This window comes from Dankookia rubra, assembly GCF_004355005.1.
In the GTDB taxonomy this organism is placed as follows: domain Bacteria; phylum Pseudomonadota; class Alphaproteobacteria; order Acetobacterales; family Acetobacteraceae; genus Paracraurococcus; species Paracraurococcus ruber_A.
This window is the reverse complement of the sequence record NZ_SMSJ01000006.1, coordinates 46,708-62,652: the sequence shown is the minus strand read 5'-3', so window position 1 is coordinate 62,652 and position 15,945 is coordinate 46,708. Positions and strand designations below refer to the sequence as shown.

The window sequence follows — 15,945 nt, the reverse complement described above, 5'->3', positions numbered from 1 at the left end:
GGAAAGAGGAGGGCTGCGCTCTCAGCCGTAAAGGGATATCTCGCTCGTGAAGGCATTCAAAGCCCCGAAGACGTCGCTGGGCGACCTGGATGCGGAAGCCGCGGCGATTCTGATCACGGCAGCCGCCGACGTCGCCATCATCGTGGATGCCGCGGGCGCGGTCCGCGATGTCGCCTTCAACAGCGAAAGCCTCGCGGAGGAATTGGCCGGCCAGGATTCCTGGCTGGGCAAGCCCTGGATCGACACGGTCGCGCCGGACAGCCGGGCCAAGGTCGAGTCGCTGCTGGCCGACTCGGATGCCGTGGCGGGCCGGCAATGGCGGCACGTGAACCTGCTCTCGGCCCGCGGCGCCTCCGTACCCATCCTGTTCTCCGCGGTGCGGATCGGTGACGGCAGCCGCGCCGTCGCTTTCGGCCGCGACCTCCGCCAGCTCTCGGCGCTGCAACAGCGGCTGCTGGAAGCGCAGCAGTCGCTCGACCGCGACTATTCCCGGCTGCGGCATGCCGAGACGCGCTACCGCATGCTCTTCCAGCTCTGGTCCGACCCGGTGCTGATCCTCGACCCCCAGGCGCAGAAGGTGACCGAGACCAACCAGGCAGCCGACCGCCTGCTGGGCCGCACGCCGCGCCGGCCGGCCGGGCGCGACTTCCTCGAGATCTTCGACCCCAAGGGCCGCGAAGCGGTCGAGCTGCTGCTGTCCGGCGTCCGCGCCACCGGCCGCGCCGACGAGGTCCGGGTGCAGCTGGAGGAGGACAGCAAGGATATTATCGTCTCTGCCTCCCCCTTCCGGCAGGAGAGCACGACCTACCTGCTGGTGCGGCTCGGCATCCCGGTCGCCGATGCCAATGCGATCGTCCTGCCCAAGGCCAAGACCAAGCTGCTGAAGCTGGTCGAGAACGTGCCGGACGCCTTTGTCGTCACCGGCCAGGACGGCCGGATCATGACCGCGAATGCCGCCTTCCTCGACATGGCGCAGCTGGCGAACGAGGACCAGGCACTGGGCGAACCGCTGGAGCGCTGGCTGGGCCAGCCCGGCGTCGAGCTCGAGGTGCTGACCGCCAGCCTGCGGCAGCGCGGCCCGGTGCGCCTCTTCGTCACCACCATGCGCGGCGAGTACGGCGCGACGACCGAGGTCGAGATCTCCGCCGTCTCCGTCATGAACGGTGTCGGCCCCTGCTACGGCTTCGCCATCCGCGATGTCGGCCCGCGCGTCACCGCGCCGGCCCGCGCCTCCACCCGCACGCCGCGCTCGGTGGAACAGCTGACCGAGCTGATCGGCCAGGTGCCGCTGAAGGACCTGGTGCGGGAGGCAACCGACGTGATCGAGCGGCTCTGCATCGAGGCGGCGCTGGAATTGACGGGCGACAACCGCGCATCGGCCGCCGAGATGCTCGGGCTCAGCCGGCAGAGCCTCTACGTGAAGCTGCGGCGCTACGGGCTCGGCGACCTGCCGGCCGACGGATCCGAACAGGGGTAGTGCATGTCAGCCACCGTCGCGCGCCCAGCCCTGTCCGCCTGCCTCGAGCTGCTGAAGCCGGTCACCTGGTTCGCGCCGATGTGGGCCTTCTCCTGCGGCGTCGTCTCCTCCGGCCTCGGCGGCAATGGCCGCTGGCACCTGATCGTCGCCGGCATCCTGCTGACCGGGCCGCTGGTCTGCGGCACCAGCCAGGCGATCAACGACTGGTACGACCGGCACGTGGACGCGATCAACGAGCCGAACCGGCCGATCCCCTCCGGCCGCATCCCGGGCGACTGGGGCTTTCGCATCGCGGTCATGTGGACCGCGCTGTCGCTGGCCGTCGCCACCATCCTCGGCCCCTGGGGCTTCGCCGCGACGGTGCTGGGGCTCGCCCTCGCCTGGGCTTATTCCGCGCCGCCGCTGCGGCTGAAGCGGGATGGGTGGCTCGGCGGCATCGCCTGCGCCGCCTGCTACGAGGGCCTGCCCTGGATCACCGGCGCGGCGGTGATGAGCGCCGGCGCGCCGGACGCGCGGGTGCTGCTAATGGCGGGGCTCTACAGCTTCGGCGCCATCGGCATCATGACGCTGAACGACTTCAAGGCCGTCGAGGGCGATCGCCGCACCGGCATCAACTCCCTGCCCGTCACGCTCGGGGTCGACCGCGCGGCGCAGCTCGCCTGCGCGCTGATGGCGGTGCCGCAGGTGGCGGTGGTCGGCCTGCTGCTGAGCTGGGGCGCGCCCTGGCACGCGGCGGCGATCGCCGCGTCGCTGCTGGCGCAGGTGGCCTTGATGCGCGTGCTGCTGGCCAGCCCGCGGGAGAAGGCGCCCTGGTACAACGGCACCGGCACCACGCTCTATGTGCTGGGGATGCTAGTGACGGCCTTTGCGCTGCGGCCGGTGGTGCTGCCATGAGCGCGTCCGATCGCGGAGATCCGCAGGACCGCAGCGTGGATCGGCCGCGCCGGGGTCACACCCTGGGCTGGCTCGGGATCTTCCGGCTGGGGCTGGTGCAGACCGCGCTCGGCGCCGTCGTCGTGCTGACCACCTCCGCCATCAACCGCGTCATGGTGGTGGAGCTCGCGCTGCCCGCGACCATCCCCGGCCTGCTGGTGGCGCTGCACTACGCCGTGCAGCTGTCCCGCCCGGCCATGGGCCATGGCTCCGACCGCGGCGGGCGGCGGACGCCCTGGATCATCGGCGGCATCGGCGTCCTCGCCCTCGGCGGGCTCGGCGCCGCGGCGGCGACAGCGCTGATGGCGGAGCACTTGGCGCTCGGCATCGGCCTTGCGGTGCTGTCCTTCCTCGGCGTCGGGGCCGGGGTGGGCGCGGCGGGCACCTCGCTGCTGGCGCTGCTGGCGACACGGGTGGCGCCGAACCGTCGGGCGCCGGCGGCGACCATCGTTTGGCTGATGATGATCTTCGGCTTCATCGTCACCACGGCGCTGGCCGGCCGCTTCCTCGACCCTTATTCGCCGCAGCGGCTGCTGGCGGTGACCGGCACGGTCTGCGGCATCGCCGTGCTGCTGGCCGTCGCCGCGATCTGGCGCATGGAACCCGCCGCCCCCGCCGCCGAGGCCCGGCCCGCGCCGAGGGGCAGCTTCCGCGACGCGCTCGCCCAGATCTGGGCGGAGCCGGAGGCGCGGCGCTTCACCATCTTCGTCTTCGTCTCGATGCTCGCCTATTCGGCGCAGGACCTGATCCTCGAGCCCTTCGGCGGCCAGGTCTTCGGCCTCTCGCTGGGCGAGACGACGAAGCTCGCCTCGGCCCAGCACATGGGCGTCTTCGGTGGCATGATCCTGGCGGCGCTGGCCGGGGGCCTCGGCGGCGAGCGCCTCGGCTCGCTGCGCGCCTGGACCATCGGCGGCTGCCTCGCCTCGGCGCTCGCGCTCGCGGCGCTGGCCGCGGCCGGCACCATGGGGCCCGGCTTTCCGCTGCGCGCCGCCTATGTCGCGCTCGGCATCGCCAACGGTGCCTTCGCCGCGGCGGCCATCGCCACCATGATGCAGCTCGCCGGCCGCGGCCGCGACAACCGGGAAGGCATGCGCGTCGGCCTCTGGGGCGCGGCGCAGGCCGTCGCCTTCGGGCTCGGCGGCCTGGCGGGCGCGGCGGCCAGCGACCTGGCGCGCAGCCTCGTCGCCTCCCCCGGCATCGCCTATGGCGCGGTCTTCGCGGCCGAGGCGCTGCTCTTCCTCTTCTCCGCCCTGCTCGCCACCCGCATCGGCCGCCCGGCCTCGGCGGCGGGTGATTTCGGCGCGCTCGCGCCGTCCAGACCCTAGGGAGACGATCCATGCCGACCGAGACCTGGGACGTGGTGATCGTGGGCGGCGGGCCTTCGGGCGCCACCGCGGCGCATGACCTGGCGCGCGGCGGCCGGCATGTCGCCCTGCTGGACAGGGCGGGGCGCATCAAGCCCTGTGGCGGCGCCATCCCGCCGCGGGCGATCCGCGACTTCGACATCCCCGACCACATCATCGTCGCCCGGGTCAATGCCGCGCGCATGATCGCGCCGTCCAACCGCGAGGTGGACATGCCGATCGACGGCAACGGCTATGTCGCCATGGTCGACCGCGAACATTTCGACGAGTACCTGCGCGTGCGCGCCGCCGAGGCAGGCGCCGAGCGCCACACCGGCAGCTTCGAGCGGATCGAACGCGACGCCGACGGCATGGCGGTCGTGGTCTATGCGACGAAGTCGGGCGAGGAGGTGCGGCTGCGTGCCCGCACCGTCATCGGTGCCGATGGCGCGAAATCCAGGGTGGCGAAGCAGGAAGTGCCGATCGCCGCCACCGTGCCCTGCGTCTTCGCCTATCACGAGATCATCGAGGCGCCGCAGCCCGGCACCGGCAGCTACGACGCCCGCCGCTGCGACGTCTTCTACCAGGGCAAGCACTCCCCAGATTTCTATTCCTGGATCTTCCCGCATGGCGACACCGCCAGCATCGGCACCGGCTCCGCGGTGAAGGGCTTCCCGCTGCGCGGCTCGATCGCCGAGTTGCGCAGGACCACCGGCCTCGACGGTGCCCGCACCATCCGGCACGAGGGCGCGCCGATCCCGATGAAGCCCGCCAGGCGCTGGGACAACGGCCGTGACGTGGTGCTGGCGGGCGATGCCGCAGGGGTGGTCGCGCCAGCCTCGGGCGAGGGCATCTACTATGCCATGCTCGGCGGCCACCTGGCGGCGGGGGCGGTGGAGGAATGCCTCGCCACCGGCAGGGCCGCCGCGCTCGGCCTCGCCCGCAAGCGCTTCATGAAGGCGCATGGCCGGGTCTTCTGGATCCTCGGGATCATGCAGTACTTCTGGTACTCGTCGGAGAAGCGGCGGGAGAAGTTCGTCTCCATCTGCCGGGACAAGGACGTGCAGCGCCTGACCTGGGAAAGCTACATGAACAAGGAGCTGGTCCGCCGCGACCCGATGGCGCATGTGCGGATCTTCTTCAAGGACCTCGCCCATCTCTTCGGCCTGGCGCGTGCCTGAGCCTGTGATCGCCGGAGCCTGACCATGAGCCGCCTTCGCACCCTCGATGCCCCTGCCGCCGGCCGCCACGGCCAGGGCCGCACCCTGCCGCTGCGCGTCGGCACCCGCGGCTCGCCGCTGGCGCTGTGGCAGACACGGCATTTCCTCTCGATCATCAGCGGCTTCTGCCCGGTGCTGCGCGACGCCAAGGCCTTCGAGGAACACGTCATCAGCACCGAGGGCGACCGGGTGCAGGACCGGCCGCTGGCGGATATCGGCGGCAAGGGCCTCTTCGCCAAGGAAATCCACGAGGCGCTGCTGGACGGCCAGGTGGACTTCGCGGTGCACAGCCTGAAGGACCTCGAAACCGAATTGCCGCCCGGCATCGTGCTCGCCTGCACCCTGCAGCGGGAGGACCCGCGTGACGCCATCATCCTCGGGCCTGTCTGCGGCGCGCCCGACCGCGGCGACCCGCTGGCCTGCATCCCCTACGGCGCGCTGGTCGGCACCGCCTCCGTCCGCCGCCAGTCGCAGATCCTGGCCATGCGCCCCGACCTGCGCTGCGAGGTGATCCGCGGCAATATCCAGACCCGCCTCGGCCGCGTCCGCAACGGCGATTTCGCGGCGTCCTTCCTCGCGCTGGCCGGGCTGCGGCGGATGGGGCTGGAGCGCGAGGCCGGCGTGCTGCTCGACCCCGGGATGATGCTGCCCGCGGCCTGCCAGGGCATCGTCGGCGTCACGGTGCGCGCCGCGGATGTCGAGCTGCACGAGCTGCTCTCGGCGATCGAATGCCGCACCGCCCGCAGCGTCGCCACCGCGGAACGCGCCCTGCTCGGCGCGCTCGACGGCTCCTGCCGCACGCCGATCGGCGCCTATGCGACGCTGCGGCCGGACAACACGTTGTTCCTCAGCGGGCTGATCGCCCGCCCCGATGGCAGCTTCGTGCTGAAGCGGACCATCGAAGGCCCGGTCGCCGATGCCGCGCGGCTGGGAATGGAACTCGGCGACCGGCTGCGGCGCGAGGCACCGGCCGATATCCTGGGCTGATCAGGTGGCCCAGGCCCGCTGCAGCGCCGGCCGCGCGTTCAGCCGGTCGATATAGGCGGCGGCCAACGGCTTGTCCGCGAGGTCGGCGCCGAGCCGCGCCGCGACGGTGCAGGCATGGCCGGTCATGATGTCGGCGCCGCTGAACGCGCCGGCCAGGTAGTCGCGCCCCGCCAGCCCCCCTTCCACCGCGTCCAGCATGCGCGACAGCAGCTTGGTCGCGCGCTCGACGTTCACGGGGTTGCGGCGTTCCGGCGCCAGCAGCTTGGTCTCGACCACGATGGTATTGACCGGCGGCATGATCATGCCCTCGGCATAGTGCAGCCATTGCAGGTAGCGCGGGAATTCCGCCGAGGCGACCGCTGGCCGCAGCCGCCCGCCGCCATGCCGCGCCAGCAGGTATTCGACGATGGCGCCGGATTCGAAGAGCGTGACCTCGCCATCCACCAGGGTCGGCACCCGCCCCATCGGATGCACCGCCAGGTAGTCCGGCGCCCGCATCCGCCGGTCGCCCAGGGTGAAGCGCTCGATCTCGTAGGGCAGCCCGAGCTCCTCGAGCAGCCAGACGATGCGGACCGCGCGCGTATTGGGCGCGTAGTAGAGCTTCATCCTAGAGGCCCAGCCGCGCCTGCTCGGCGCGGTACCAGTCCAGCAGCTGCACGCCGTTCCAGTGCAGCACGCCGGTTTTCTGCGCGACATGGTCGTAGAAGGCTTCGAGATACCTGATCCGGTGCGGCTGCCCCGAAATATACGGATGGATGGCGATCGACAGGATCTTCGCCCGCTCCGCGCCTTCCTCGTACAACCGGTCGAACTGGTCGATGGCGCGCTTCAGCAGGTAGTCGCTCTCGTGGTGCTGCACGATCATCATCGGGATGTCGTTCAGCTCCACCGTATAAGGCAGCGTGACCAGCGGGCCGCGGTCGGTGTGGATCGTGGTCGGCTCGTCATCATAGACCCAGTCGCCGATGTATTGCACGCCGGCCTCGGCCAGCAGCTCCGGCGTCTCCCAGGTCTGGGTCAGGCCCGGGCCGAGCCAGCCGACGGGGCGCTTGCCCGTGAACGTCTCCAGCCGGTCCATCGAGCGGTGGATCATCGCCCGCTGGTCCGGCTCCTTGTGGATCGGCCCCTGCTCCCAGCTATGGCCCATGAATTCCCAACCGGCCTCGCGCGCCTGCGCCGCGACGCGCTCATAGTCCTCGACCACGCGCGCATTGACCGACAGCGTGGGCGCGATGCCGAGCTTCTCGTAGAGCTTGAAGAAGCGCCAGACGCCGACGCGCATGCCGTATTCGTGCCAGGACCAGTTCGGCACGTCCGGGCTCAGCACCTGGCCGGTCGGCGCCGGCAGCACCTGGCGGGCCATCGGCTTCCCGATGTCCCAGACCTCGAGGTTGACGATGGTCCAGACCGCGACGCGGGCGCCGCCAGGCAGCTTCAGCGCCGGCCGGTCGACGATGGCGGAATAGGGGACGCGCTCGCGCGGCTGCATGGCCATGCCTGGACCCTCCGGTATTGCCGGGAGTCTGCCGCCCTGCCCGCCCATGTCAAATGCCGCTGACGGGCGGGATGGTGGCGGCGAAGCTGGACCGCGCCGCCAGCCGGTCGAACCAGGCCGAGAGCGCCGGCCGCCCCTCCCGCCAGGGCCAGGCGCGGTGGCGCATCTCGGCATAGCCGAGCAGGCATCCGAGGGCGATGCGCGGTGCATCGGGCGGCGCGTCGAGCGCCCAGCCGCCGGCAGCGACCTCCGCCTCAAGTGCATCGGCGACGCGGTTGGTGCGGGTGGTTTCCAGCGCGATGACGGTGGGGGAGCGTTCATTGAGCGGCCGGCGCAGCTCGCGGTTCCAGACCCCCATGCCGTCCGTCGCCCCGAGCACGCGGCCGAAATCGGCCAGGGCGCCCTGCGGCACGAGCGGATAGGCGCCGCCGAGCGTGTCGAGGAAGGGCAGGATCAGCGCGGTTTCGGTCAGCGCCGTGCTGTCCGGCAGCACCAGCGTCGGCACCCGGCCGACCGGGTTGTGCGGCAGCAGGGTGGAGGCAGGGTCGCGGAGGGTGGTCTCAACCTCCTCGACCCGGTGGATCAATCCGGTCTCGCGCAGCGCGACGCGCACCGCGCGGGCGAAGGGGGAGCCGGAGGAATAGAACAGGCGCATGGGCCGGAGGCTACGCGCTTCCGCGCCCCCGGCACCATCCCTGGTGGTTCAGCGCACCGCGCGGCGGCGGATCTGCTCCAGCGCCGGGCGCGGCCCGCGCAGCGGCGGGCGGCGCAGCGGCGATTCGATCACCGCGCCGCCCTGCAGCGGGAAGATGCGGATATGCGCGTCCTCCTCGTCGCCCGGGCGCTGCGCCGCGGCGGCGAAGCGCTCGGCCGCCCAGGGGGCGACCTCGAACTGCGTCTCGCGGTCCTGCACCTTGATGCGGCCGATCTCCTGCCGCGTCACATGACCGCGGCGGCAAAGGAAGGGGAGCACCCAGCGCGGGTCGGCATTGCCGTTGGCCCGGCCGAGATTCATCCGGAACCAGACGCCTTCCTGGTTCGGGCCGGCTTCGCGCGGCACCCGTGGCCCTGCCGGGCCGCGGTCGGTCACCGCGGCGAGTTCCTCGGGTGCGGCCAGCGGCGCCCGCAGCGCCTGGATCAGCGCGGCGGCCACGGCCTCGGGCGCGCGGTCCTCCAGCAGCTTGCGGGCCAGGGCCAGATCGCCGTCTCCGGCATCCTCGCCGGTCTTCTCCAGCGCCTGGACCAGGATGCGGGCATCGTCCTGGGCGTGGATCGCCTCGGCCGAGGGGGCCGGGCCCCAGGTGGCGCGGAGCCGCGCATCCTGCAGCAGGCGCTCCGCGGCGCGGCGGCGGTTGTGCGGGACGAGCAGCACCGAGGTGCCCTTGCGCCCGGCGCGGCCGGTGCGGCCGGAGCGGTGCAGCAGCGTCTCCGGGTCGGTCGGCAGGTCGGCATGAATGACCAGGCCGAGATCCGGCAGGTCGATGCCGCGCGCGGCGACGTCGGTCGCCACGCAGACCCGCGCGCGGCCGTCGCGCAGCCCCTGCAGGGCGCGGTTGCGCTCGGCCTGGGACAGCTCGCCGGACAGGGCCACGGCGGCGAAGCCGCGCTCAGCCAGGTTGCCGTGCAGCCGGGTGACGGTCGCGCGGGTGCGGCAGAAGACGAGGGAAGCCCGCGCCTCGAAGAAGCGCAGCGCATTGACCACGGCGCGCTCGGTCTCGTGCGGCGCGATCAGCAGCGCGCGGTAGTCGATGTCGCCATGCTGCGCGCCCTCGTCGCCGGCCGAGATGCGCAGCGCGTCGCGCTGGTACTGCTTGGCGAGCTGGGCGATGCCGCGCGGCACGGTGGCCGAGAACATCAAGGTGCGGCGCTCGGCGGGGGTGGTCTCGAGGATCGCCTCGAGCTCCTCCTTGAAGCCCATGTCGAGCATCTCGTCCGCCTCGTCGAGGATGACGACGCGGATCGACTTCGGGTCGATGTTGCCGCGCTCGAGGTGGTCGCGCAGCCGCCCCGGCGTGCCGGCGACGATATGCGCGCCGCGGGCCAGCGCCCGGCGCTCGGCGACCGGGTCGGTGCCGCCAACGCCGGAAACGACGCGGCCGCCGGCCGGGCCATAGAGCCAGGTCAGCTCGGCCTGCACCTGCAAAGCGAGTTCACGCGTCGGCGCGACCACCAGCGCCAGCGGCGCGCCAGGAGGCGGCAGGCGCTCGGCCTCGCCGATCAGCTCGGCGGCCATGGCCAGGCCGAAGGCGACGGTCTTGCCGGAGCCGGTCTGGGCTGAGACCAGCAGGTCGCGGCCGGCGGTCTCCGGCTGCAGCACCGCGGCCTGGACGGGGGTGGGCTCGGCATAGCCGCGCTCGGTCAGCGCGGCGAGGAGGGTGGCGGGAAGGGCGGGAAAGGGCATCAGTGCGGTACTCGGCTCGGGGCGGCGAGCGGCCCCTCGAAACGGAAGAAAGGGATGGGCATGGGGTGCATCAGGCGACCAGCTTCGAGCGGCGCTGCTGGCGCAGCACGTCCTCGATCCAGCGGTCCAGCCGCTCGGTCTCGCCATTGGCCTCGTCGCGGGCGACATAGGCCTGCGGAAAGCGCAGCGCCAACCAGCGCCAGGCGACCAGCCGCTTGTGGGTCTTTTCGGCACGTTCCAGCTCGTCCCGGCTGGCACGTTCCGGCGCCGGCAGGCGGCCGGCGGAAGGCGGCTGGACCGGGCGGCCGGCGCCGTGCTCGATCGCCCAGCGGGCGAGGCGCGCGGTGCCGTTGTCGCGCTCATCCACCGGGCACATCGCGTAGGTCCAGCGCTCCAGCAGGGTCAGGCCGGCGACGCCGTCGATGGCGCCGGCGACCGCCATGGCCTGGGTCAGGTCGGCCAGCCGGTAGTTCGGGTCGTCCGGCCGCAGCACGGCGCGCTTGATCCGCGCCAGCACGCCGAACAGGCTGTCCGAGCCGATCTCCTGCGCCACGTTGGCGATGATGTCGGCATCCGGCTGGACCAGCGGGCGCGGGTCCTCCGGCGGCATCGGGTCGGCTTCCAGCATCGTCCGGATGAACTCCGGGCTGCCGCCGCCGGCCAGCACCGCGACGACGCCCTCCTCGAAGCGGCCGTAGCGGCCGGCGCGGCCGCCGATCTGCTTGACCTCCTGGGTGTTCAGCTCGCGCCGCATCTCGCCGTCGAATTTCCTGAGCGTCGAGAAGATCACCCGGCGGATCGGCAGGTTGAGCCCCATGCCGATGGCATCGGTCGCCACCAGGATATCGGCATCGCCGTCGCGGAAGCGGGCCGCCTCGGCGCGCCGCACCTCGGGGCTGAGCGCGCCGTAGACGACCGCGACGCGGCGGCCGCGGCGGACCAGCTCCGCCCGCATGTCGAGCACGTCGCGGCGCGAGAAGGCGACGATGGCATCGCCGGTCTGCAGGTCGCCGAGCGGAATGGGCGTCCTCGCCGCGGTCAGCGGCCCCTTCCGCTTGAGGCTGATCTCCTCCATCGGGTCGCCGCAGAGCGCGGCGATCCGCCGCACCTGCGTCGCCGCCTCCGGCGCGCCGAGCACGAAGACGTCGCGTGCCGGGGCGCCCATGATGGCGGCGGTCCAGGCGGCGCCGCGGTCGCGGTCGCCCAGCATCTGCGCCTCGTCGATCAGCGCCACGTCCACCGGCAGGTGGAAGGGGCACATCTCGACGGTGGCGGCCAGGTGCCGCGCGCCGGCGACGGGGATGCGCTCCTCGCCGGTCGAGAGCGAGGCGGGCACGCCGCGGCTTTGCAGCGCATCGCGGAACTCATGCGCCAGCAGGCGCAGCGGGGCCAGCGCCATGCCGTTCTCCGCCTTGGCCAGGCGGTCGAGCGCGGTGTGGCTCTTGCCCGAATTGGTCGGGCCGGTGATCAGCGTGATGCGCCGGTTGAGCGCCCGGGCGGTGGCGAAGTGGCCGGCATAGCGGTCGAGCGCCGCGACGCGCGCGATGGCGGCGCTCGCCCCGCGGCCGAGCTTGATCGGCGGCGCCGAGACGCCGGTGCGCCGCTTGGCGTCGAGGGCCGTCTTGTCGGCCTCCCGCCATTGCGGGACCAGGGCGCGCAGGCTGGCCAGCTCGGCGGGGTCGAACTCCCACTTCTCCCGCCCGCCCTTCTGCGGGATGCGGCGGGCGACCGGGATCAGCCCGGCGGCGACCCAGCGCAGCGCCTCCTTCTCGACGCAGCCGAGCAGGCCGGACACGTCGCGGAATTCGACGAGGCTCTTTTCCCAGGTGCGGAGGCGCTGGACCTCCTCGCGCCGCTTGGCGCGGGCGGCGGTCTCGGCCTCGCGCACCTCGCGGCGGCGGCGCGCCTCGGTGGCGCCGACCGCTTCCAGGAAGGGCAGCGATTCCTCGCCCTTCAGCCCGAAGGCGGCGGCGACCTCGCGCGCCAGCTCGGCATGCCGGTCGGGCGCCAGAGTGCCGGCGGCGGCGCCCTTGGCGGTCTCGGCCAGCTCGGCGACGATCGCCTCCAGCGTCTCCTCGGGCGTGTGGCCGAGGCTGCGGAATCGGTTGCCGAGCGCCGCGTCGAGCGCGACGAGGAGCGTCTCGTCCTCCGGCGTCAGCTCGGTGATCGTCCCGGCCGCGGCCTCGGCGTCGGCGCGGCGGACCCAGGTCCGGCCGGCCTTGCTGGCGAGATGGTTGAGCCGGGAGACCCAGGCACGGCGGCGCACCTCGCGCAGCGCGGCGCCAACGGCAGCGGCATCGGCCGGCAGCCGCCGCTCGACGCGGCGGATCAGCGCGGGCAGCTCGCGCGCCTCGACCTCGAGGCCGGAGGCGATGATCGCCGCTTCGGCGGGCGAGACGGCATGCGGCGGGGCTTCGTCCGGCGCATCCGCCGGTTCGAGGGCAACATCATAGGGTGTGGTCAAACGTGGTACTCTCCGCGACCCCCTTGGGGGTTGCGCCATGGAACGGGCCAGATGGGCTGCCGGATGCAAGCCGTAGGCCGTTCATGGGCCTGTATGGCGTAACGGGGGCGCAACACGCCCCCAGCCGGCGTTGGAGCTTATATAGTGTTCCGCGCGGGCGTTGCCAGGAAAAGCGTCACGCCCCATCGTGTGCAGCCATGCAATAAGCGGGCAGCAGAGCGCGTGACCGAGCAATCCAGGCCGTCCCCATCGGCCTTGGCCGCCCCCTACCCCGCCCAGCGCATCCTGCTCGGTATCCTCTTCATGTGCGCCTCGGGCCTGCTTTTCCCGGTCATGAGCAGCTTCGCCAAGCTGCTGGGGGCCGAGTATTCCAGCCTGCAGGTCTCCTGGGCCCGGGCCTTCGGGCATATCGTGTTCCTGCTGGCGGCCTTCCTGCCGCGCTACGGGCTCGGCGTGCTGCGGACCCGGCGGCCGGGGGTGCAGTTCCTGCGCTCGGCGATGCTGTTCACCTCAAACCTTTGTCATTTCTTCGCCATTACCTTCATCCCGATCGCCAAGGCCGCCGCCATCAGCCTGACGGCGCCGCTGATCGTGGCGCTGCTGGCTTGGCCGATGCTGGGGGAGCGGACGACGCCCGGCCGGGTGGCGGCACTGGGCTTCGGGTTCCTCGGCGTGCTGATCGTGATCCGGCCGGGGACGGCGCTGTTCCACTGGGCCTCGCTGCTCGTGGTGCTCAGCGCCTGCTGCTACGCGATGTACCAGATCCTGACCCGGCGGGTGGCGGGGGTGGACAGCCCGGAGACCTCGGCGCTGTTCAGCTCGGTCGTCGGGGCCTTCGGCATGCTGCTGGTGCTGCCCTTCGTCTGGCAGACGCCGCAGGGCTGGGCGGATATCGCCATGTTCTGCGGCATGGGCGTGCTGGGGGCGACGGGCCATTACTGCGTCGCCAAGGCGCTCGGCTATGCGCCGGCCAACATCATCTCGCCCTTCCAGTATTTCCAGCTGATCGGCTCGGTCCTGGTCGGCTGGTTCATCTTCGGCGACTGGCCGGATGCCGGGATCTGGATCGGCGCCGCGATCATCATGGCGGCAGGGCTGTGGATCGGCTGGAGCCAGGCGCGCCGGCGGGGCTGACCGGACGCCGCGCCGGACCGGATGCGCGCCGGCGCACATCGCCGCGGCGCTCGCGCGGCCTAAGGATCGATCCGTGCCGTCCGGCCAAGGCCGGCAGCGCCCTGCCCCAGGGCGGCAGTGATCCCGCGGTGGCCGGAAGGACGATTTCTGATCTCAAGTTTTCCCGCACGCATTTTCAAGGAGACGGCAAGATGCCAGGCCTCAACCCGCTGCTCGACGCACCGATCCGCTGGAAGGCGGCGGCAACCGACCCCGACCTGCGCGACCTGCTGGAGGACCTGCAGGCCAACATCCTGAAAGGCCATGGCAGGCACCACGCCGCGCATCTCTTCCTCAGCTTCAAGGGCATGACGCCGGACGCCGTGGCCGAGGTGGTGCGGACGCTCGGGCGCTACTGCACCAGCGCCTATGCCCAGCTCCGCACCAACAAGCGCTACCCGCCCCATCTCGATGGCGGGCCGGTGCGCTGCCTGTTCCTCAGTGCCGGCGGCTACACCGCGCTCGGCGGGCACGCCACGATGCCGGCGGGTGCGGCCTTCGCCGCCGGCATGGCGGCGCGGCAGTCCATCCTGAACGATCCGCCGCGCGCCGCCTGGGACAAGGTGGGCTGGCGCGACCATGCGCCGGACGCGATGTTCCTGGTCGCCAATGCAGACGCCGCCGCCGTCACCCGCGACCTCGAGGACGTCGAGGGTTGGCTGAACGGCACCGGCGTCCGCATCCTGGTGATCGAGCGCGGGCTGCAGCAGACCCGTCAGTTCCGCCCGAACGCCAAGCCCGAGGGCGTCGAGCATTTCGGCTATGTCGATGGCCGCAGCCAGCCGCTCTTCCTCGAGGAGGATCTGGAGCCGGAGGAGGCCAGCGTCGCCGCCGAGCCGCGCGGCGCGGGCGACACCGGCGCACCCTGGTCGCCGCGCTTCAAGCCGTCCCAGTTCATCGTCGCCGACCCGAACGGGCGGCGGTCCCACTCGGCCGGCAGCTACTTCGTCTTCCGCAAGCTGGAACAGGATGTCCGCGGCTTCAACAAGGCGGAAGACGACCTCGGCAAGGCGCTGTTCGGCGCCAACGCGACCCAGGTCCAACTGGACCGCGCCGGCGCCATGGTGGTGGGGCGGTTCGAGGATGGCACGCCGCTGGTGCTGCACCCGTCCGAGCAGGAGCAGGCGGTGCCCAACGGCTTCACCTATGCCGGCGATCCGGATGGCGCGAAATGCCCTTTCCACGCGCATATCCGCAAGACCAACCCGCGCGGCGACATCCAGCGCGAGCTCAACCTTCCGGACAATACCGGCGACCGCAAGCCGATCATGGCGCGGCGCGGCATCACCTATGGCGCCAAGCGGCCGATGAGCAAGGACGGCCGCGAATTCGACGATGCGGGGCGGGAGCCGGTGCATGATTCCGGCCTGCTCTTCATGGCCTACATGGCCGACCTGGAGGCGCAGTTCGAGTTCACCCAGCAGTCCTGGGCGGACAACCCGGACTTCGTCGGCAACCTCAATGCCGCGAAGGGCCGGCCGCCGACCGGGGTGGACCCGGTCATCGGCCAGACCGGCACGGCGTCGCAGCGGCAGCACACCTACCTGGACGGGCATACGCAGGGCGCGAGCCCGAGCGTGCAGAGCTTCGCCCAGTTCGTGCACATGAAGGGCGGCGAGTACTTCTTCGCGCCGTCGCTGTCCTTCCTGCGGGGCGTCGGGCTGTAGCATCGCCGCGACGTCGCCCGGCCGGGGTTCCCGGCCGGGCGGACCGCACCATCGGGCCTGACCGTCAGGCCTGCAAAAAGGCCAGCCGGTCTTCCTCCAGAACCAGGCAGGTCAGCTCCCGCCCGAAGACCGCGCCGGTATCGATCCCGATCCGGTTCGGCCGGACCACCGGGCCGCGGGTCGGGGAATGGCCATGCACCACCACGGCGCCGAAATCCGCCTCGGAGTTCAGGAAGGCATGGCGGATGCGGATCAGGTCGTCGGGGGACTGCTCCTCCAGCGCCAGCCCCGGCCGCAGCCCGGCATGGACGAAAAGGTAGCCGCCGAGCCGGTGGTGCAGCGCCAGCCCCCGCACGAAGTCCAGATGCGCCGGCGGGATGCCGGCGGCCCAAAGGGCAGGATCGCCATCGGCGTCCAGCCCCCAGCTCGCCAGCGCCTCCCGCCCGCCGCTGATCCGCCAGTCCGTCACTGCGGCCCGCTCGCCATGCAGCGCGTCCAGCATGGTGCGCTCGTGGTTGCCCATCAGGTTCACCACCGGCACCCCCGGCAGCGGTGACCCGCCGGCCAGCCGCGCCACCACCCCCGCGCTGTCCGGCCCGCGATCGACATAATCACCGAGGTGCACCAGCAACGGCGCCGCCACCGGCCGCGCCGCCAAGTCGGCCGCAATCATTGCATGCAGGCTGGCCAGCTGGTCGTCACAGCCATGCACGTCGCCGATCGCATAGGCGCGGTGGCAGGGCGGCAGGCTTCCGGGGGCGGGCTGGAAATCGAACATCACGCCG

13 protein-coding genes are annotated in these 15,945 nt (G+C 72.0%); 7 read left to right on the top strand and 6 right to left on the bottom strand.

Annotated features, from left to right (window positions below; translation table 11 throughout):
- Window positions 1-46: 46 nt before the first annotated feature.
- From ppsR to hemC, 5 genes are read left to right on the top strand one after another with little or no spacing between them, the layout of a single operon-like run.
- Window positions 47-1,477, top strand: a complete 1,431-nt coding sequence (gene ppsR / locus E2C06_RS07270) for a transcriptional regulator PpsR (RefSeq protein ID WP_133287935.1) — start codon at window positions 47-49, stop codon at window positions 1,475-1,477.
- 3 nt (window positions 1,478-1,480) lie between these two features.
- Window positions 1,481-2,371 carry a chlorophyll synthase ChlG gene (gene chlG / locus E2C06_RS07265; protein WP_133287934.1) on the top strand — a complete coding sequence of 297 codons (891 nt, stop codon included), beginning with the start codon at window positions 1,481-1,483 and terminating at the stop codon, window positions 2,369-2,371.
- On the top strand, window positions 2,368-3,735 hold the full coding sequence (locus tag E2C06_RS07260) for a BCD family MFS transporter (RefSeq protein WP_133287933.1): 1,368 nt from the start codon (window positions 2,368-2,370) through the stop codon (window positions 3,733-3,735). The genes chlG and E2C06_RS07260 overlap by 4 nt, the downstream gene beginning before the upstream one ends.
- 11 nt (window positions 3,736-3,746) lie before the next feature.
- A complete protein-coding gene (locus E2C06_RS07255; protein WP_133287932.1) occupies window positions 3,747-4,934 on the top strand; it encodes a geranylgeranyl diphosphate reductase in 1,188 nt (395 codons plus the stop codon).
- 24 nt (window positions 4,935-4,958) lie between these two features.
- Window positions 4,959-5,960 carry a hydroxymethylbilane synthase gene (gene hemC / locus E2C06_RS07250; protein WP_133287931.1) on the top strand — a complete coding sequence of 334 codons (1,002 nt, stop codon included), beginning with the start codon at window positions 4,959-4,961 and terminating at the stop codon, window positions 5,958-5,960.
- On the opposite strand, the gene E2C06_RS07245 is transcribed toward hemC, so the two are convergent.
- The 5 genes from E2C06_RS07245 to E2C06_RS07225 form a co-directional block, all read right to left on the bottom strand.
- Complete coding sequence (locus E2C06_RS07245; RefSeq protein WP_133287930.1) at window positions 5,961-6,566, bottom strand: glutathione S-transferase family protein; 606 nt, start codon at window positions 6,564-6,566, stop codon at window positions 5,961-5,963. It lies immediately after the preceding gene.
- Window position 6,567: 1 nt separating this feature from the next.
- Window positions 6,568-7,455: a polysaccharide deacetylase family protein gene (locus E2C06_RS07240; RefSeq protein ID WP_133287929.1), complete on the bottom strand. Its 888-nt coding sequence runs from the start codon at window positions 7,453-7,455 to the stop codon at window positions 6,568-6,570.
- A gap of 49 nt (window positions 7,456-7,504) precedes the next feature.
- The gene (locus E2C06_RS07235) at window positions 7,505-8,110 is read right to left on the bottom strand and encodes a glutathione S-transferase family protein (protein ID WP_133287928.1); all 606 of its coding nucleotides are present in this window, start codon (window positions 8,108-8,110) and stop codon (window positions 7,505-7,507) included.
- A 48-nt stretch (window positions 8,111-8,158) separates the two neighbouring features.
- Window positions 8,159-9,856 (bottom strand): DEAD/DEAH box helicase, encoded by a 1,698-nt coding sequence (locus E2C06_RS07230; protein ID WP_133287927.1) that lies wholly within the window; start codon window positions 9,854-9,856, stop codon window positions 8,159-8,161.
- A 70-nt stretch (window positions 9,857-9,926) separates the two neighbouring features.
- Window positions 9,927-12,320: a helicase-related protein gene (locus tag E2C06_RS07225; protein WP_241671160.1), complete on the bottom strand. Its 2,394-nt coding sequence runs from the start codon at window positions 12,318-12,320 to the stop codon at window positions 9,927-9,929.
- A gap of 222 nt (window positions 12,321-12,542) precedes the next feature.
- Between E2C06_RS07225 and E2C06_RS07220 the strand changes: the two genes are divergently transcribed.
- The gene (locus E2C06_RS07220; protein WP_133287925.1) at window positions 12,543-13,454 is read left to right on the top strand and encodes a DMT family transporter; all 912 of its coding nucleotides are present in this window, start codon (window positions 12,543-12,545) and stop codon (window positions 13,452-13,454) included.
- A gap of 191 nt (window positions 13,455-13,645) precedes the next feature.
- Window positions 13,646-15,160, top strand: coding sequence for a Dyp-type peroxidase (locus E2C06_RS07215; protein ID WP_133287924.1), 1,515 nt, complete (start codon window positions 13,646-13,648; stop codon window positions 15,158-15,160).
- Window positions 15,161-15,224: 64 nt separating this feature from the next.
- On the opposite strand, the gene E2C06_RS07210 is transcribed toward E2C06_RS07215, so the two are convergent.
- On the bottom strand, window positions 15,225-15,938 hold the full coding sequence (locus E2C06_RS07210; RefSeq protein WP_133287923.1) for a metallophosphoesterase: 714 nt from the start codon (window positions 15,936-15,938) through the stop codon (window positions 15,225-15,227).
- Between the last annotated feature and the right edge of the window lie 7 nt (window positions 15,939-15,945).